This window comes from Stenotrophomonas sp. STK17_22, from assembly GCF_051983905.1.
Taxonomy (GTDB): Bacteria; Pseudomonadota; Gammaproteobacteria; order Xanthomonadales; family Xanthomonadaceae; genus Stenotrophomonas; species Stenotrophomonas maltophilia_A.
On sequence record NZ_CP197010.1, the window covers coordinates 3,764,183 to 3,782,616 of the forward strand.

Consider the following 18,434-nt stretch of genomic DNA (forward strand, 5'->3'; position numbering starts at 1 on the left):
ATCTTGGATGCCCCATTCTACCGACGCCCCGCCGCCCCTGCATGGCAGTCCTGAAGTACCTCACCGGCTATCCCGAACCCCTGGTCGCCCAGGTCAGTGAACTACTGGCGCAGGGCAAGCTCGGCCCCTGGCTGCAGCAGCGCTATCCCGATCCGCACGAGGTGCGCAGCGACCGCCAGCTGTACGACTACACGCAGGAGCTGAAGGACCGCTACCTGCGCAAGTCGGTGCCGCTCAACAAGGTCTGCTACGACAACACGCTGGAAGTGATCAAGCACGCGCTGGGCACCCATACCGCCATCTCCCGCGTGCACGGCGGCCGCCTCAAGGCCAGCCGCGAGATCCGCATCGCCACCGTGTTCCGCCAGGCACCAGCGGCGTTCCTGCGCATGATCGTGGTGCATGAACTGGCCCACCTGAAGGAAGCCGATCACAACAAGGCCTTCTACCAGCTGTGCCAGCACATGGAGCCGGAGTACCTGCAGCTGGAGTTCGATACCCGCCTGTACCTGACCGAGCTGGCCAACCGCGGCCAGCGCTGACCGGCCGCAGCGGCTACACTGCGCGCCCCCTGCCTGACCTTTCCGCCATGGAACCGATCCGCCTCGACAAACGCCTGTCCGCCCTGCTCGGCATCCCGCGCGGTGAAGCGCGGCGCTACATCGAAGGCGGCTGGGTCAGCGTCAATGGCGAGGTGGTCGAGCAGCCGCAGCGCCCGGTCGATGACAGCGCGGTGATCGTCGTGGCCGAGCAGGCCAGCGATGAAAAGGCCGAGCGGGTCAGCATGCTGCTGCACAAGCCGGCAGGTGTTGCCGCTGAAACCCTGTGTGCGCTGGTCAGCAGTGACAGCCGCAGCGAACTTGATGCCAGCGACATCCGTCCGCTTCAGCGTCACTTCCACGGCCTGCAGCTGGCCGCCTCGCTTCCGGCCAGCGACAGCGGCCTGGTGGTGGTCAGCCAGGACCCGGCCACGCTGGCCCATCTGCAGCGCAATCTGGGCCGCACCGAACAGGAATACCTGATCGAAGTGGCCGAAGGCGGTCCCGAGCGCGGCCCGTGGCTGATGGCGCGGCTGCAGCAGGAATCGGGCGGCGCCAAGGTCAGCTGGCAGAGCGAGCAGCGCCTGCGCTTCGCCGGCAAGGGCCTGACGGCCAAGGGCCTGCGCGTGGCGGTCACCGCTGCCGGCCTGCAGGTCGCGGCCGTGCGTCGGCTGCGGATTGGCCGCGTGGCACTGGGACCACTGCCTGCGGGGCAGTGGCGTTACCTGGGCAGCGACGAGCGCTTCTGACCGCGAAGTCCCTGTCATCCACGCATGGCGTGGATCTACTGCAGCGGGTCTATTGGCTTTCATCCACGCATGGCGTGGATCTACCATCGGGGCATGAGCCTGCCCAAGCCCCTGTGGCGACGCCTGCCGCGCGTCGCTGCGATCATCCTCGCCGCGCTGTTGCTGCTGGTCCTGTCCGGGCTGCTGCTGGCCGACCACCTCACCCCGCAGGCACAGGGCGCACCCTCGCATGTGCTGCCACTGCAGCCGGCGCAGACCCGCATCGACCAGCAGATCGTGCCGCTGCAGGACGCACACCCCGGGCAGTCCGGCGTGGCGTTCCTCAGTGATGGCATGGATGCCTTCGCCGCGCGCGCGATGATCACCGCGCACGCAGGCCGCAGCCTGGACCTGCAGTACTACATCTGGCACGACGACCTGATCGGCCATCTGATGGCCAAGGCGCTGTACGACGCCGCCGAGCGCGGCGTGCGCGTGCGCATCCTGCTTGACGACATGAACGCCAAGGACAAGGACGCGTTGATGATGGCACTCGATGCGCATCCGAACATCGAGATCCGCCTGTACAACCCGTTCCGCAACCGGACCGGCATCCTGCGCGTGGTGGAGATGGTGCAGCGCTTCTTCAGCGTGAACCACCGCATGCACAACAAGAGCTGGATCGCCGATGGCCGCGTCGCGATCGTCGGTGGCCGCAACATCGGCGAGGAGTATTTCAGCGCGCGCACCGATGTGAACTTCCAGGATCTGGACCTGCTGGTCGCCGGCCCCGCCGTGGAGCAGGCCAACCGCATCTTCGACGACTACTGGAACAGCGAAACCGCCATTCCGGTATCCGCGCTTGCCTTCCATACCGACGCACAACTGCGCCTGCTGGTGCGCGAATCGGACCATGAGGCGCAGCGGGACGTGGCCCTGCCGTACCTGGCGCGCGTGGCCGAATCGCGCAAGCGCCAGCGCCCGAGCCCCGAGCCGCTGCGCTGGAGCGGTGCAGTGCGCATCGTGTCCGACCCGCCGATGAAGCACCGCAAGGACGATCGCGCTGCCTGGCTGGTGTCGACCCTGATCAGCGAGCTGCAGGCCGCCAAGCACAAGGCCCTGTTGATCTCGCCCTACTTCGTTCCCGGCAACGAGGGCCTGGATGGCTTTTCGGCCATGTCCGGGCGGGGCGTGCAGGTCGGCGTGGTCACCAACTCACTGGCCGCCAATGACGTCGCCGCCGTACATGGTGGCTACATGGGCTACCGCGTGCCGTTGCTTGAAGCCGGCGTCCACCTTTACGAACTGAAGGCACAAGGGCAGTCCGGCGATGCCGGCGTGTTCGGCAGCAGCGGCGCCAGCCTGCATACCAAGGCGTTCCTGGTCGATGACCGCCGCGGTTTTGTCGGTTCGTTCAACCTCGACCCGCGCTCGGCCTATCTGAACACCGAGATGGGCGTGCTGTTCGACGATCCGGTGCTGGGCGCACAGCTGCGGGACGAGTACCTGCGCCTGGCTGATCCCAGGCACAGCTGGTGGCTGGCGCTGGATGACCGTCGCCGGTTGCGCTGGCTGGAGCGCGAACCGCCACCGCACTGGGTGGAGGCCGAGCCGGGGGCAACGGCGCGCAAACGCTGGTTGTCGCGGGTGATCAGCTGGCTGCCGGTGGAATCGCAGCTGTAGCGCTCAGGGCGCAGGACCTGCCTCTTCCTGTCCGGCGTCATCCCGTGTTTCCACGCTGCGCCCATGCAGGCGCCGCCAGATCCAGCGCAGCGCATGCGGCGGCGCCGAAGGCAACTGTTCAAGCAGGGCCAGCATGCGGCTCTGGCTGGCATGTCCGTGCCGGCACAGCAGGCTGGCCGCTGCGGCCGCGCTGGCCAGGCGCAGGCTGTCGGCCAGCGGGCCATCCGCCTCGGGCGCCAGCGCCTGGTGCACCGGCTCGGGCAGCTCCCAGGCCGCAGCCACGCGTTGCGCCAACGGCAGCGACCACTGTTGGAGCAGCTGCAGCGCCAGCGCCGGCTCCACCGCTTCATCGCGTGCCTGCGCTTCCTGCAGCAGCTGGCGCATCACCAGCGCGGCCCCCAGCCCCTGTACCAGGCCCAGCCACTGGGCGGCGAAGGCATCGCCGAAAGTGACCGTGCGCGCGTGGTCAGCGGCTGCGCGCGAGGCCAGCAGTGCGTGCTCCCAGATGATCGTGCTGAACTGCGGAAACACCTCGCACTGCACCTGCATCACCGGCTGCACCAGAACTGCGCTGATGATCTGTCGCACGCCTTCGGTACCGACCAGCGTCACCGCCCGCTGCAGGCTTTCCACCGGGCGCTCGTGCACCTTGTAGGCCGGGCTGTTGGCGATGCGCAGCAGGTTGCCGGTCAGCACCGGGTCCTGGCCGATGATCGCCGCCATCACCCGCGCCGACGCAGCATCGTCGTTGACCGTCTGGATCAGCTGCGGCAGCAGTTGCGGGCGGCGCGGCAGCTGACGGGCCGCCCAGTCCCGGTCCTGCAGCGCGCGCGCCACCGCCTCGCCCAACCCCGCGGCCTGCACCGCCGTGGATTCACCGGCCAGGCGCGGGTACAGGGCCAGTGCATGCAGGCCACGCTGCAGATGTGCAGCGATCTCGGCCGAGGGCAGAGCCTCGCCCTGCAGGCTGGCCGCCGCCGCCGCCACCGCCTGCCGCGACGCCGCCGCCAACCGGGACGGTGCCGTCCCGGTCGAGCGCGCCAGCCAGCCACGCAATGATCGCCACCAGGCCGGCGTCATCGCCGCCCGCCCTGTCGTTGTGGTGCCCTTGCCGTCACTGACCGCCCTGCCTCTTCACGCGAATCCGGCCACCCGCCGTCGTCGCAGCATCGGCCGAACTTTCATCTTCTTTAACCGGAAGGCCACCGATGTCGACGGCACCGGCCGGGGGAATGGACTAGAATGGCGCCGCGCGACCCGTCCCCCTGCACCGACGACGTCGCTTTTTTTGTTTTGGGACCCTACCGTTCACTGGCCGTTCGCTGCAGTTCGCCGCTGATCGCGCCATCGGAGACGCCATGCTATTCGAAACCCTCGCCACCACCGGCCACGAACAGGTGGTGTTCTGCCACAACCACGACGCCGGCCTGAAGGCGATCATCGCCATCCACAACACCACCCTCGGCCCGGCCCTGGGCGGCGTGCGCATGCGCCCCTACGCCAGCACCGACGAGGCGCTGGCCGATGCGCTGCGGCTAAGCCGGACGATGACCTACAAGAATGCACTGGCCGGCCTCAACGTGGGTGGCGGCAAGGCGGTGATCATCGGCGACCCCAAAGTGGACAAGACCGAGGTGCTGTTCCGTGCCTTCGGCCGCTATGTCGATTCGCTGGGCGGGCGCTACATCACCGCCGAGGACGTCGGAACCGACGTCAACGACATGGAGAACATCTACCTGGAAAGCCAGTTCGTGACCGGCGTGCACCAGGTCCATGGTGGCTCCGGCGATCCCGCCCCGTTCACCGCCTACGGTGCGCTGCAGGCACTGATGGCGTCGATGCGCTTCAAGTTCGGCCATGAGGAAGTGGGCAAGACCAGCATCGCCGTGCAGGGCCTGGGCCACATCGGCATGGAACTGGTGAAACTGCTGCGCGACCGCGGTGCCAAGCTGTACGTCACCGACCTGGACAGCGCGCTGGTTGATCGCGCGGTCAGCGATTTCGGCGCCGAAGCAGTCAAGCCGGATGAGATCCACGAGGTGAACGCCGACGTGTTCGCACCGTGCGCGCTGGAAGGTGCGATCAACGCCGACACGCTGCCGCGGATCAAGGCGAAGATCATCTGCGGCACCGCCAACAACCAGCTGTCGAGCCTGGAAATCGGCGACGAGCTGCATGCGCGCGGCATCCTGTATGCGCCGGACTATGCAGTCAACGCCGGTGGCGTGATGAACGTGTCGCTGGAGATCGACGGTTACAACCGCGAACGCGCAATGCGCCTGATCCGCAGCATCTACCACAACCTCACCCGCATCTTCGAACTGTCGCAGCGCGAGAACATCGCGCCGCAGCGTGCCGCCGACCGCATCGCCGAAAGCCGCATCCTGTCGATCGGCAAGCTGAAGATGCCGCTGGGCCGCAGCACCCCGCGCCTGGGCAACCTGCGCGGCGGTTGAACCTGCCGATGTCGCGCCGGGCATGACCCGGCGCGAGCCGTCCTTCAGAAGCCGGTGCTGTAGCGCAAGGCGGCCTGCCGCGCACCTTCGCCACCAACGCGCTGGTCGAAGCCCAGGCTCAGGCGCCCATTGCGGCCCCACCACGATTCCAGCGCCACGCCGATCAGCGCACTGCCGCGCGGCGCGTTCCAGCCCGCCAACGGCGCCCAGGCATCGACGCCGACGAAGCTGGCCTGCCAGTCCGCATCCGCACCATCAAGCCGTTGCTGCCATTCGGCATGCCCACGCAGCGTCCAACGCCCCCAACCGCGCTCGCCGCGGATACCGGCCAGCATCTGGCTGCGCTGCACGCGGTTGGCATCGCCCCGCAGGCCGAAACCAAAGCCGCCGAGTTCATTGAAGGCGTCGGTCTCCACACGCGTGGTGCTGGCACCGACGTAGGGCGTCATCGATGCGCCCGCACGCCCCAGCCGGTACCCGCCCTCCACGCTGGCACTGCTGAAACGGCCGCCGTACCGCGCGGAGACGCCATAGGCACCGGCACCGAGCAGCAGCTGACGATCCAGCGCGCGGGTGAACTGTCCGCTCCCCACCTGGGCCAGCGCGTAGCCACGTCCCAGATTCCAGCCGGCATACAACTGTGCCTGCGCCTGGCGATCACGCCCACGATCACCGCCGAAACTGCTGCCACCAGTGCTGCGGGTCTCGCCAAACGCCACGCCCATCAGGCCGTTGCTGCCCAGTGGCAAATCCTGGCCGGCCATCCAGCCCCGGCTGTCGGCAGCGTTGCCGGCGAAGCTGCCCTGCCCCGCCTCACCCAGCGCGCTCTGCCAGCTCCCGCGCAGGCGCGGTGCGGCCTGTACACGATCAAAGCGCTCGGCGATCGCACGCCGCGACATGTCGATGCTGTCGAAGGTCGCTGCTTCGGCTCGCGCATGCGCTTGACCGGACAGGCTCTGCAGGCTGGCGGCCAGGCCCTGCGGGCCACCGCCGGTCCACTGCAGGGCACCGGCCGCTGCACCAAAGGCCGATCCCTGCAGGCCTGCGTTTTTGTCCAGCGCTGCGAATGCACCTTCCAGGCGCTGTGCTGCCACCTGGGCGGACGCCCCCAGCCCGCTGGCCGCTGCGGTGACGCTGACCTGGGTCAGGTTCAACCACACGTTGTTGCTGTCATAGCCATAACTGCTCTGCAGCAATGACAGCCCCTGCAGGCCACTGGAGGTAGCCGGCGTACTGAAGGTGCCGCTGAGTCCGCCTGCCGCATGGATCAGGTCCTGCCGGCTGCCGTTCTGTGGCACGTAGCCGGAAACGAAGCCATGCACGCGCACGCCACCGTCGATCGCGGCATTGCCGGTGACCTGCAGCGCATTGGCGCCCAGTGCGATCATCAACTGTGCGCCGGCCTGCTGGGTGTAGTTGCCCTCGATGGTGCCGGTGGTGTTGCCGGTGGTGAGGAATACGCTGCTGCCGTTGACCACATTGCCGATCACGCGGGGCGTGCCGCCATTGAACTGCAGGCCGGTCGAATCCGGATCGGACTGGCCGAGGATGGTCACGTTGGAACGGATCACGCCACTGTTCTGCAGCGACAGGATGCCGCGTTCGATGCGGGTGGCACCGGTGTAGCTGTTGTTGCCGGCCAGCACCAGGGTGCCCCCGCCCTGCTTGACCAGCCCGCCGCTGCCGACGATATCGTTGCGCCACGCCGAGCCGGTCGAGGCCAGATCCACGTTGGCGACCACATCACCCCAGTCGAAACGACCCGGACCGTTGATCGCACGACCGATGTCGAGCAGGCCGTAGCCGAACACCGGATCCACGCCCGGCGCACCGATGTCCTTGGCGGTACCCAGCAGGGTCTGCCGCACCAGATCGTTGCTGAAGTACGGGAAGCGCTCCCAGACCAGCGCCGCCGCACCGGAAATCAAGGGCGCCGCGAATGACGTGCCGTAGTTCCAGTAGTAGCTGCCACCGTTGGCATCGGGATAGACCGCGCTGCCGGGCGCCGCCAGGCAGTAGCGGGCCGCCTGGCCACAGGCATTGGCATAGCTGGCCAGCGTACCGGGCGCATACGGATCCACGGCGGTGGCCACCAGCCAGCCGCGCTCCAGGTCGGCAGCCGGCAGCGTGCCGGCCACGCCCTGCTGGCTGGGCAGTGCGGCCAGGCTGCTCGGCTCGCTGCGGCCATCATTGCCCGCGGCGAACACCACCAGCCCGCCATGGTTGATCACGAAGGGGCGATATTCGGCGGCCACCTGCGCGGTGGTCGGTAGATCGGTCCAGTACAGGCCGCCCCACGAATTGTTCATCACCTTCACGTTGTAGCTGATCAGGTCCTGGTGGACCTGGGCCACGCCCAGCGGGCCGCTGAAGGAATTGCCCTTGCCGCTGCCGTCATCGACGGGCGGCTTGTCGGCAATGATCCGTGCCGACACGATCTGCGCCTTTGGCGCGATGCCACCCGGCCAGGAGCCCGTTGCCGCGCCGGCAGCGAGGCTGGCCACGGCGGTGCCGTGGCCGACCACATCATCGACACCCAGATTGTTCCTGGCCGGATCGATGTAGTTGAGGTTGGCCAGCACCCGGCCATTCAACGCCACCGCATTGCGCTGCACGCCGGAGTCGACGATGCCGATGCGCACGTTCTGGCCGGTCAGGCCGGCAGCCTGTGCGGCGCGCGCATTGGTGACTGACAGATGCGCGTCGAAGGCCGGCTCCTGCGGTTTGACCGGGGGCGGCGTCGTCGGTGGCGGGGTAGTCGGTGGCGGCGGTGGTGGCGGGGTATCGATGCGCACGTTGCCGCCCCCGCCACCTCCACCACAGGCCGTCAGCGCTACCGCCAGCGCGGTTCCCAGGGCAGACCTCACCATCATCGTGCGTTCCATCGATTCCTTCCCATGAACGTTGTCCTGCCTTCATCCCGGCAGGCGTGCGGCCGCGCCCAGCGGCGGCCCTCCCCGACCCTCTATACTTGGGTCGACCCCCACGCAGTCTGCCGGGAAACCGGGGCACATCCAACGGCCCCCGGTCTCCTTTCCGAACATTGCTTACGCATCAACGAGATTGCCATGTCCAACATCGTCATCGCCGCCGCCAAGCGCACCGCCATCGGCTCCTTCCTCGGCCAGTTCAACGGCGTGCCGACCCCGACCCTCGGCGCGGCCGCCATCGCTGCCGCCCTGGAACAGTCGGGCATCCCGGCCAGCGACGTTTCCGAAGTCCTCATGGGCTGCGTGCTGCCGGCCAACCTCGGCCAGGCGCCCGCCCGCCAGGCGGCGATCGCTGCCGGCATCCCGCTGTCGACCGGTGCCACCACGCTGAACAAGGTGTGCGGCTCGGGCATGAAGACCATCATGCTCGGTCATGACCTGATCAAGGCCGGTTCGGCCAGCATCGTTGTCGCGGGCGGCATGGAATCGATGTCCAACGCGCCGCACATGCTGCCGAACTCGCGCACCGGCAACCGCTTCGGCAACTTCCAGGCGGTCGATCACATGGCCCACGATGGCCTGGTCAACGCTTATGACGGCAAGGCGATGGGTGAATTCGCCGAATGCGCCGTGGACAAATACCAGTTCAGCCGCGAAGAGCAGGACGCCTACGCCATCGAATCGGTCAAGCGCGCGCAGGCGGCGCAGGCCAACGGTGCGTTCGCCGATGAAATCGTCGCGGTGAAGGTCGCCACCCGCAAGGGCGAGGTCGAGGTCACCACCGACGAGCAGCCGGGCCGCTCGGACATCGCCAAGATCCCGACCCTGCGCCCGGCCTTCAAGAAGGACGGCAGCGTCACCGCCGCCAGTTCCTCCAGCATCTCCGACGGCGCTGCTGCAGTGGTCCTGCTGACCGAGGAAGATGCAGCCGCTCGCGGCATCACCCCGCTGGCCCGCATCGTCGGCCACGCGACCCATTCGCAGGAACCGGAGTGGTTCACCACCGCCCCGATCGGCGCGCTGCACAAACTGCTGGACAAGACCGGCTGGTCGCTGGACCAGGTCGATCTGTTCGAGATCAATGAAGCCTTCGCCGTGGTGGCGATGGCGCCGATGCGCGAACTGGGCATTCCGCACGACAAGCTCAACGTGAATGGCGGCGCCTGCGCACTGGGCCATCCGATCGGTGCCTCCGGTGCACGCCTGGTGGTGACCTTGGTCAACGCCCTGCGCACGCGCGGTGGCAAGCGCGGCATTGCCACCCTGTGCATCGGCGGTGGCGAAGCAACGGCTATCGCCATCGAATTGATTTAAATGGGTTTAACGATGATTTCGCAAAAATGAATGCGGGATCGCTTGACACCCAATCTTGGCTTGTCATCATGTTGTCGGCGCGCAGCATGCGCGTTGCCTAATTCTAACGACGAGGATTCACACAATGAGCATCAACAAGCTGCTGGTCGCGATGTCCCTGGCTCTGGCCCTGGCCGCCTGCTCGAAGCAGGAAGCTGCCCAGGACGCCGCTGCTTCGGCCAACGAAGCCGCCACCGAAGCCCAGGCTGCTGCCGACCAGGCCGCCGCTGCTGGCGCCCAGACCGCCGACGCTGCCCAGCAGGCCGCTGACACCGCCGCCACCGCTGCTGACGCTTCGGTTGACGCTGCTGCCCAGGCTGGCGCTGCTGCCACCGACGCCGCTGCCGGCGCCGCTGCTGACGCTGCCAAGGCTGCTGAAGGCACCGCTGAGAAGGCCAAGGACGCTGCTGAAGAAGCCAAGAAGTAATAACTTCTTTCTTCACGCTGTTCTGAAAAAGCCGCTGGTTCGCCAGCGGCTTTTTCTTTTTTCGAATGCGCGCGACTGAGCCGCTGCATCGCGACCCCATCTTCACAACGGCATGAATAGGCTGGCGTCCCCATCCATTGCAGTACCGGAGACCGCCATGAAGATTCGTCCGATCACCACCACCCTGCTGGCCGCCTCCCTGCTGCTGGCCCTGGCCGCCTGCAAGGGCCCCGAAGCCGAACAGGCCAAGCAGGACGCACAGCAGGCTGCCGACAGCGCAGGCGCTGCCGCCCGTGACGCCGTGGACAAGGCCGCCGAAGCCACCCGCGACGCCGCCGACAAGACCGCTGCCGCGTCCGAGCAGGCCGCCGCCGATACCCAGCAGGCGCTGGACAAGGCTGCAGACGCCACCGCCAACGCCGCCGACAAGGCCAAGGACGCCGCAACCGATGCCGCCGCACACGCCAGCGACGCCACTGCGAACGCCGCACAGAAGGTCGCCGACAAGGCCCGCGATGTCGCCAATGACGCCAAGGCCAACGCCGCCAAGGAAGAAGCCAAGCACTAACGGTTCGTTCGCCGGGCATGGCCCGGCGCTACCGACCAGCCGAGCATCGGCTCGGCTGCACAGGAAAAGCCGCGGCACTGCCGCGGCTTTTCTGCTTTTCGCTCTCTGCTCTTTCTGTTGATTCCGTGCTGGACGCGTACGGAAAGTGTCCACGGACGCGCGGGTGGGTTGCGCAGGGGCGTAAGCGCCATGGATGGCGCGCCCGAGCTTACATGGACGTACTTGCAGCGCCCCCTGCGCGATCTACCCGCGCGGCCCACCCATCAGTATCAGCGCCCACCACGAGGGGCTCCGCCGTTGGCCGCCTCCTACGGCAGCGCGCGCGCCAGCATCGCCGTCAGCTCCACCCCCGCCGGCAGCGTCCCGAACGCCAGCCCGTGCTCCCCTTCCAGCCGGCTACGCACGAATGCCTCCGCCATCGGGCTGCGCGCACGCAGCAGCAGCGCCGCCTGCAGCAGCAGCGCAGTGCGCTCGCAGAACAGCCGCGCCTGCGCTTCCTCCGGTGGCGGTGCCGCTGCCCAACGCTGCAATGCCGCTGCATAGCGCCCATCACGGTCAGCCACCGATGCCAGCTCACCGCGCAGCGCCGTCATCGCCTCCGGTTCGCGCGCCAGCGCACGCAGCACATCCAGGCACTGGATGTTGCCGCTGCCCTCCCAGATCGAATTCAACGGTGCCTGCCGGTACAGGCGCGGCAGCATCGACTCCTCCACGTAGCCCGCACCGCCCAGGCATTCCTGCGCTTCATTGACAAAGGCCGGCGCGCGCTTGCACAGCCAGTACTTGCCCAGCGCCGTCCCCAACCGCGCCATCGCGGCTTCATTGGCATCCACACCGGCGCGATCCACCGCGCGCGCGATCCGCATCGCCAACACCGTGGCCGCTTCCGACTCCAGCGCCAGATCAGCCAGCACGTTGGTCATCAGCGGGTGCTCGACCAGCAGCTTGCCGAAGGTACGTCGATGACGTGCGTGGTGCAGCGCCTGCGCCAGCGCCATGCGCATCTCCGCCGCTGCACCCAGCATGCAGTCCAGGCGGGTCATCATCACCATGCCGATGATGGTGGCCACGCCGCGCCCCTCTTCGCCCACGCGCCATGCCTGTGCGCCGCAGAACTCGACCTCACTGGAAGCGTTGGCCCAATCGCCGAGCTTGTCCTTCAGCCGCATCAACCGGAACGCATTGCGGTCACCATCGGCCAGCCGGCGCGGCATCAGCAGGCAGGTCAGGCCTCCCGGCGCCTGCGCCAGCACCAGGAAGCCATCGCACATCGGTGCGGAAAAGAACCACTTGTGGCCGACCAGACGGTAACGCTCGCCATCGATCGGTTCGGCGCGCGTACTGTTGGCACGGACATCCGAGCCGCCCTGCTTCTCGGTCATGCCCATGCCCAGGGTGATGCCGGCCTTGTCCGCCACCGGCACGTCGCGCGGGTCATAGACCGGCGCAGCGGCCTTGCGCGCCCACTCGGCCAGATGCGGCTGCGAATGCAGTACCGTCACTGCCGCATGGGTCATGGTCAACGGGCAGCTGGTGCCCGCCTCGGCCTGGTGATGCAGGTAGCTCAACACCGCACGTGCCACGTGCGCGCCGGGCTGCGGCTCATGCCAGGACAATCCAGCGACACCGTGCGATTTTGCCGTGTCCATCAACTGGTGATAGGCCGGATGGAACTCCACGATGTCGATGCGATGGCCCTGTGCATCATGCGTGCGCAGCCGCGGACGATCACGGTTGGCATCGAAGCCGAGCCGGTACAGTTCATCACCGGCGAGTGCACCATAGACACCCAGTCGCGGCGCGAAGCTGGCGGCGCCTTCGCGCTGTACGGCCTCCATCAGCGCCACGTCGTCTGTCCACAACTGTCGCCCTGCGAACGGCGGCGGCTGGTTCAACACCACATGGGTTTCATACGGTGCGTTGCTGCTGAAGCTGGGTCCACTCATCCGGTCCATCCTGGCGGCAAGAGGTATGCGGCCCGATTGTGCCGCATCGCCTGCCAAGCCCGTGTTCAGGCCGGTTCTCACCCTCTGCACGAGACGCAGGCCACAGTGACCGCATGGCAGGCAACGACGATCTGGTGGTGCTGCGCCCGGAGGGGCTGTACTGCGCCGCCGGCGATTTCCATATCGACCCGTGGCGACCGGTAGCGCGCGCGGTCATCACCCATGGCCACGGCGACCATGCCCGCCCGGGCATGGGGGAGTACCACTGCAGCGAAGGCAGCCTGCCGATCCTGCGCTGGCGTCTGGGTGACGTGCCGGTGCAGGGGCATGCCGAGGGTGTGCCGTTCCGCCTCGGGCAGGTGCAGGTATCGCTGCATCCGGCCGGCCACGTGCTCGGTTCGTCACAGGTACGCATCGACGACGGGCAGCAGGTATGGGTAGCCTCCGGCGACTACAAGCGACAGCCTGATCCGACCTGCACACCGTTCGAAGTGGTGCCCTGCGATACCTTCATCACTGAAGCTACGTTCGCACTGCCGATCTACCGCTGGCCGGACACGCCGGCGGTGGCTGCAGAGATCCTGGCGTGGCGCCGCGAATGCGAACAACGTGGCGAAGCCGCGATCCTGCTGTGCTACGCATTGGGCAAGGCACAGCGGGTGCTGGCCGAGCTGCTGCCGCTGGACGATCGACCAGCCTGGCTGCACGGCGCCATCGCCAATGGCGTCGCGGTCTACCGGCAGGCCGGCGTGCCGATGCTGGAGACGCTCACCGTCGCCGAACAGGGCCGTCAGCCCGATGCCGCCGGCCAGCTGATCCTCGCACCACCCTCGGCCGCCGGCACACCGTGGATGCGCCGCTTCGGCCGCCACCAGCTGGGCTTTGCCTCGGGCTGGATGCAGCTGCGCGGCAACCGGCGTCGCCGCAACGTCGATCGTGGCTTCGTCATTTCCGATCACGCCGATTGGCCTGCGCTGCTGCAGACCATTGAACAGACCGGTGCGCAGCGGGTGATCGCCACCCATGGCAATACCGATGCGTTGATTCCCTTCCTGCGTGAGCGCGGCGTGGCGGCCGAAGCCTTCCGTACCGATTTCGGGAGCGAGGAATGAAGGCCTTCGCAGCGCTCTACCAGCGCCTGGACCGCAGCACCGCCACGCTGGACAAGCGTGCCGCACTGGTCGACTACTTCCGCCAGGCGCGCGCGCACGATGCGGCATGGGCGCTGTACCTGCTCAGCGGTGGCAAGGTGGGCGGCGCACGCCGCAGGATCGCTGCCAGCGGCGAACTGCGCGCCTGGATTGCCGAAGAATCCGGCTTGCCCCCGTGGTTGGTGGAAGACAGCTATGCGCAGGTGGGCGACCTGGCCGAAACGCTGACCCTGCTGCTGGACGATCCATCCCAGCCGGCCGCCGACCGCCCGTTGGCTGATTGGATCGAACAGCATCTGCTGGCCGTGGCCAACCAACCCGAAGCAGTACGCCACGCGGCGATAGTCACCGGCTGGCAGCAGCTGTGCAGCAGCGAACGCCTGGTGTTCAACAAGCTGCTGACCGGCGCCCTGCGCGTTGGCGTTTCGCAGCGACTGGTACAGCAGGCACTGGCGGAATGGTCCGGCCTGGACATCGCACGCATCGCCCAGCGCATGCTCGGCGAGTGGGTCCCCTCGCCCGGGCTGCTGGCTCAACTGCTGTCACCGGACGAGCTGCCGTCCGACCGCCAGCAGCCCTACCCCTTCTTCCTCGCCTCCCCTCTGGAAGGCGATCCTGCCGAACGCCTCGGCGCGATCGACGACTGGCTGCTGGAATGGAAATGGGATGGCATACGCCTGCAGCTGCTGCGCCGGCGTGGCGAAGTCGCGCTGTGGTCCCGTGGCGAGGAACGACTGGATGGCCGCTTCCCCGAGATCGAGCACGCCGCGATGGCGTTGCCGGAGGGCTGCGTGCTGGACGGAGAGCTGCTGGCCTGGGACGAGACCGCCAACCTGCCGCGCGCATTCACCGCCCTGCAGACCCGCATCCAGCGTCGCAAGCCAGGAGCAGCGACTCTGCGCAACACGCCGGTACGCGTGCTCGCCTATGACCTGCTGGAGCACGATGGCGCGGATCTGCGTGAGCTGCCGTTGCAGGAACGGCGTACGCGGCTTGCCGCGGTCATCGGTGCACTGGACGATGTGCGGATCCAGCTGTCGCCCGACGTTGCCGCCGTCGACTGGGCGCAGGCGGCGGCGATGCGCGATGTGGCACGCGAACGTGGCGTGGAAGGGCTGATGCTGAAACGACGCGGCTCGCCCTACCTGGCTGGGCGACGCCGCGGTGACTGGTGGAAATGGAAGGTCGATCCGCTCACCATCGATGCGGTGCTCCTGTACGCACAGGCTGGCCATGGGCGGCGCAGCACGCTGTACACCGACTACACCTTCGGCGTCTGGGACGGCGACACGCTGGTGCCGGTGGCCAAGGCGTATTCGGGCTTGGACGACAAGGAGATCCTCGCGCTTGATCGCTGGATCCGCGCCAACACCCGCGAACGTTTCGGGCCGGTGCGCAGCGTACGCGCCGAACAGGTGTTCGAGCTGGGTTTCGAAGCGGTCAACCGCAGCAGCCGGCACAAATCGGGGATCGCCGTGCGCTTTCCGCGCATCCTGCGCTGGCGCCACGACAAGCCTGCCAGCGAGGCCGATCAGCTGGCCAGCCTGCAGGCGCTGGCGCGATGACCCGCAGCCAGGCACTGCGCCGGCTGGAAGACTGGTTCGCGGCACGCGGCTGGCGCTCACTGCCCTTCCAGCGCGCGATGTGGCGCCACTACCTGGCCGGCGAATCCGGGTTGCTGCATACGCCCACGGGCAGCGGCAAGACGCTGGCGATGTTCGGCGGGCCGTTGCTGCAGGCGCTGATCGATCCACCGCCCTCGCCCCGCCGCGCCAGTGCGGTGCGCCCATTGCAGGTGCTGTGGGTAACGCCCTTGCGCGCGTTGGCCAGTGATACCGCACGCGCGCTCCAGGCCGTCGTCGACGGCTTGGGACTGGGATGGCGTGTCGGCCTGCGCAGCGGTGACGCCAGCAACCGCGAGCGGCGCCAGGCCCGCGAAGGCCGCATCGACGTACTGGTCACCACGCCCGAATCACTGGCGCTGCTGCTGAGCTATCCGGATACGTTGCCGCGCATGCGCCAGCTGCGCTGCGTGGTGGTGGACGAATGGCATGAGCTGCTGGGCAACAAGCGCGGTGTGCTGCTGCAGTTGAACCTGGCGGTGTTGCGCGAAGCTGCGCCTGCAGTGCAGCTGTGGGGGCTTTCGGCCACGCTGGGCAACCTGGATGAGGCGCGCGACGTGCTGCTGCCCGGACAGCCCGACGCGCCGATCGTGCAGGGCGTGCGCCCGCGCGCGATCAGCGTGCGCAGCCTGCTGCCGGAACCCGGCGAACGTTTTCCGTGGGCCGGGCATCTGGGCCTGGCGCAGCTGCCGCGGGTGCTGGACGCGTTGATGCGGGCACGCAGTAGCCTGTTGTTCACCAACACCCGTGCGCAGGCAGAACTGTGGCATCAGGCGCTGGCCGCGGTCTGGCCGGAAGCCCCGGACACGCTTGCGCTGCACCACGGCTCGCTTGATCCAGCGCTGCGCCAGCAGGTCGAGGATGGCCTGCGCGCGGGCGCGCTGCGCTGCGTGGTTGCCACCTCCAGCCTCGACCTCGGCGTGGACTTCCCCGAGGTTGAGCAGGTACTGCAGCTGGGCAGCCCGAAGGGCGTGGCCCGCCTGCGCCAACGCGCGGGACGTGCGCGTCACCGCCCGGGCGCCAGCGGTTCCATCCTGTGCGTGCCCAGCCATGCACTGGAGCTGGCCGAATACGCCGCGGTGCGCCGTGCATTGGCCGAAGGCGTGGTCGAAGCGCGCAGGCCGCCGACGCTGTCGCTGGATGTGCTGGCCCAGCATGCGGTCAGCCGCGCCCTGGCCGGTGGCTTCGACAGCGATGCGCTGCTGGCGCAGGTACGGCGTACCCATGCCTTTGCGTCGCTCGGCGAAGACCAGTGGCAGGCCGTTCTGACGTTCATCGTGCAGGGTGGCCAGGCCCTGGCCCAGTACCCCGATTTCCACAAGGTCGTGCGTGATGCCGACGGCCACTACCGCATGCACGATCGCCGTCAGGTACTGCGCCATCGGCTGTCGATCGGCACCATCAGCAGCGATGGCAGCGTGCGCGTGCAGTTCCTGCGCGGCGGCAGCCTGGGCGCCGTAGAGGAACAGTTCGCCAGCCGCCTGCGTCGCGGCGACCGTTTCCAGTTCGCCGGGCGCCTGCTGGAACTGGTGCAGCTGCGCGACATGACCGCCTTCGTGCGGCTGGCACGAGGGCGCGGTGATGGTGTGGTGCCGCGCTGGCAGGGAGGCCAGTTGCCGCTGTCGATGCCGCTCGGCCGCGAGCTGGAGTGGGTGCTGTCCGGCGCCGACGACAGTGCCGAATCACGCTGGTTGTCCCCCTTGCTGGCACTGCAGCAGCAGTTGTCGGCGCTTCCCGGCCCAGAGCATCTGCTGGTGGAAGAGGTGCGGCGCCGCGACGGCCAGTTCCTGTTCGTCTACCCTTTTGCCGGCCGTCACGTGCACGAGGCGCTGGCCGCCTTGCTGGCACTGCGCTGTACCCGCCGGCAGCGCAACAGCATCGGCTACGCGGTGAACGATCATGGCCTGGTGCTGGCACCGGCGCAGGCGATCGAACTGGATGCGGCGCAATGGCGGGCATTGTTCACCGCCGATCAGCTGCTGGACGATCTGCGTGCCGCGGTGAACCTGGGCGAGCTGGCGCGCCGCCAGTTCCGTGGCATCGCACGCGTAGCGGGCCTGCTGGTCCCCAGCCTGCCCGGCGGCATGCCGCGATCGCTGCGCCAGCTGCAAGCCTCGGCAGGCCTGCTCTACGACGTACTGCGCGAGCATGACCCCGGCCACCTGCTATTGGCATTGGCCGAACGCGAAGTGCTGCACGACAGCCTGGATCTGCCGGGACTACTGCAGGTCCTGGCAAGGATCGGCATGCAGACCCTCTCGGTGCAGCACCCGACATCACTCACGCCACTGGGCTTCCCGTTGTGGGCCGAACGCCTGCGCGGGCAGTTCAGCAACGAGGACTGGCGCACCCGCGTGCAACGCGCGGCCCAGCAGCTGGAGCGCCGCCATGGCCGATGAACTGCCGCTGCTGCGCGCCGGCGAATCGCTGATACTGCTTGGCGCGCGTGCGCTGTACTGGCCCGCGCGGCAGGCGCTGTTGATCGCCGACCTGCACCTGGGCAAGGCCGATGTATTCCGCCGCGCCGGCATCGCATTGCCCAGCGGCGGCACCGGCGAAGACCTGCAACGCCTGCAGGGGCTGCTGGACAGGCATGCCTGTCGCGAGCTGTGGATCCTGGGTGACATCCTGCATGGACCGGCGCATCGCGCTGCGTGGTACCAGCAATGGCTTGCATGGCGCGAACGCAATGCTTCGCTGGACGTGCATGTCCTGCGTGGCAATCACGACCGCCAGCTGCCGCATGCTCAATTGCAGGTACAGATCCACGATGAAGTACGGCTGCAGCCGTTCCTGCTTCGCCATGAGCCGATGCCCGATGCAGAGCTGCATGTGATCGCCGGGCATCTGCATCCGCAGGTCGCCTTGCCGCCATTGCGACGGCGCTTCCCCGCGTTCTGGCTGCGTGAGCGGATGACGGTGCTGCCGGCCTTCTCCGCGTTCACTGCCGGCATCGTGCCCGTGCCCGCCCGCGGCGAGCAAAGGGTCGCCTGCGTGGAAAACGGCCTGGTACAACTGCCGGTGGCTTGAA

At 67.9% G+C, this 18,434-nt stretch carries 14 protein-coding genes; 11 read left to right on the plus strand and 3 right to left on the minus strand.

What is annotated here, in order from left to right; all coding sequences use genetic code 11:
• Positions 1-41 precede the first annotated feature (41 nt).
• The 3 genes from ACSYS9_RS17665 to ACSYS9_RS17675 all read left to right on the plus strand — a co-directional run bounded on the left by ACSYS9_RS17665 (position 42) and on the right by ACSYS9_RS17675 (position 2,950).
• Positions 42-542 (plus strand): M48 metallopeptidase family protein, encoded by a 501-nt coding sequence (locus tag ACSYS9_RS17665; RefSeq protein ID WP_005414217.1) that lies wholly within the window; start codon positions 42-44, stop codon positions 540-542.
• A 47-nt stretch (positions 543-589) separates the two neighbouring features.
• Positions 590-1,288, plus strand: coding sequence for an RNA pseudouridine synthase (locus tag ACSYS9_RS17670; RefSeq protein ID WP_032129355.1), 699 nt, complete (start codon positions 590-592; stop codon positions 1,286-1,288).
• A 69-nt stretch (positions 1,289-1,357) separates the two neighbouring features.
• Positions 1,358-2,950 (plus strand): phospholipase D family protein, encoded by a 1,593-nt coding sequence (locus ACSYS9_RS17675; RefSeq protein WP_071229425.1) that lies wholly within the window; start codon positions 1,358-1,360, stop codon positions 2,948-2,950.
• A 3-nt stretch (positions 2,951-2,953) separates the two neighbouring features.
• Here ACSYS9_RS17675 and ACSYS9_RS17680 read toward each other — a convergent pair whose 3' ends face one another.
• Entirely contained in the window at positions 2,954-4,030 is a 1,077-nt protein-coding gene (locus tag ACSYS9_RS17680) for an HDOD domain-containing protein (RefSeq protein ID WP_071229424.1), read from the minus strand.
• 278 nt (positions 4,031-4,308) lie between these two features.
• Here ACSYS9_RS17680 and ACSYS9_RS17685 point away from each other — a divergent pair, with 278 nt between their 5' ends.
• Entirely contained in the window at positions 4,309-5,406 is a 1,098-nt protein-coding gene (locus tag ACSYS9_RS17685; RefSeq protein ID WP_010482852.1) for a Glu/Leu/Phe/Val dehydrogenase dimerization domain-containing protein, read from the plus strand.
• Between the two features lie 44 nt (positions 5,407-5,450).
• Here the strand turns inward: ACSYS9_RS17685 and ACSYS9_RS17690 are convergent, their stop codons facing one another.
• On the minus strand, positions 5,451-8,291 hold the full coding sequence (locus ACSYS9_RS17690; protein ID WP_071229423.1) for an autotransporter serine protease: 2,841 nt from the start codon (positions 8,289-8,291) through the stop codon (positions 5,451-5,453).
• A 183-nt stretch (positions 8,292-8,474) separates the two neighbouring features.
• Between ACSYS9_RS17690 and ACSYS9_RS17695 the strand changes: the two genes are divergently transcribed.
• From ACSYS9_RS17695 to ACSYS9_RS17705, 3 genes are all read left to right on the plus strand, one after another.
• Entirely contained in the window at positions 8,475-9,650 is a 1,176-nt protein-coding gene (locus ACSYS9_RS17695; RefSeq protein ID WP_010482849.1) for a thiolase family protein, read from the plus strand.
• Positions 9,651-9,774: 124 nt separating this feature from the next.
• Positions 9,775-10,116, plus strand: a complete 342-nt coding sequence (locus tag ACSYS9_RS17700; RefSeq protein WP_004153024.1) for a hypothetical protein — start codon at positions 9,775-9,777, stop codon at positions 10,114-10,116.
• A gap of 157 nt (positions 10,117-10,273) precedes the next feature.
• A complete protein-coding gene (locus tag ACSYS9_RS17705) occupies positions 10,274-10,684 on the plus strand; it encodes a hypothetical protein (RefSeq protein WP_014647982.1) in 411 nt (136 codons plus the stop codon).
• Positions 10,685-10,992: 308 nt separating this feature from the next.
• Here ACSYS9_RS17705 and ACSYS9_RS17710 read toward each other — a convergent pair whose 3' ends face one another.
• A complete protein-coding gene (locus ACSYS9_RS17710) occupies positions 10,993-12,630 on the minus strand; it encodes an acyl-CoA dehydrogenase family protein (RefSeq protein WP_071229422.1) in 1,638 nt (545 codons plus the stop codon).
• A 113-nt stretch (positions 12,631-12,743) separates the two neighbouring features.
• On the opposite strand from ACSYS9_RS17710, the gene ACSYS9_RS17715 reads away from it, so the two are divergent.
• Genes ACSYS9_RS17715 through pdeM form a run of 4 tightly spaced genes read left to right on the plus strand, consistent with a single transcriptional unit; the run spans position 12,744 to position 18,433 of the window.
• Positions 12,744-13,742: a ligase-associated DNA damage response exonuclease gene (locus tag ACSYS9_RS17715; RefSeq protein ID WP_071229421.1), complete on the plus strand. Its 999-nt coding sequence runs from the start codon at positions 12,744-12,746 to the stop codon at positions 13,740-13,742.
• On the plus strand, positions 13,739-15,346 hold the full coding sequence (locus tag ACSYS9_RS17720; protein ID WP_071229420.1) for an ATP-dependent DNA ligase: 1,608 nt from the start codon (positions 13,739-13,741) through the stop codon (positions 15,344-15,346). The genes ACSYS9_RS17715 and ACSYS9_RS17720 overlap by 4 nt, the downstream gene beginning before the upstream one ends.
• A complete protein-coding gene (locus ACSYS9_RS17725) occupies positions 15,343-17,802 on the plus strand; it encodes a ligase-associated DNA damage response DEXH box helicase (RefSeq protein WP_071229419.1) in 2,460 nt (819 codons plus the stop codon). The genes ACSYS9_RS17720 and ACSYS9_RS17725 overlap by 4 nt, the downstream gene beginning before the upstream one ends.
• Positions 17,792-18,433 carry a ligase-associated DNA damage response endonuclease PdeM gene (gene pdeM / locus ACSYS9_RS17730; protein WP_032129346.1) on the plus strand — a complete coding sequence of 214 codons (642 nt, stop codon included), beginning with the start codon at positions 17,792-17,794 and terminating at the stop codon, positions 18,431-18,433. The genes ACSYS9_RS17725 and pdeM overlap by 11 nt, the downstream gene beginning before the upstream one ends.
• The last annotated feature ends 1 nt before the right edge of the window (position 18,434 follow it).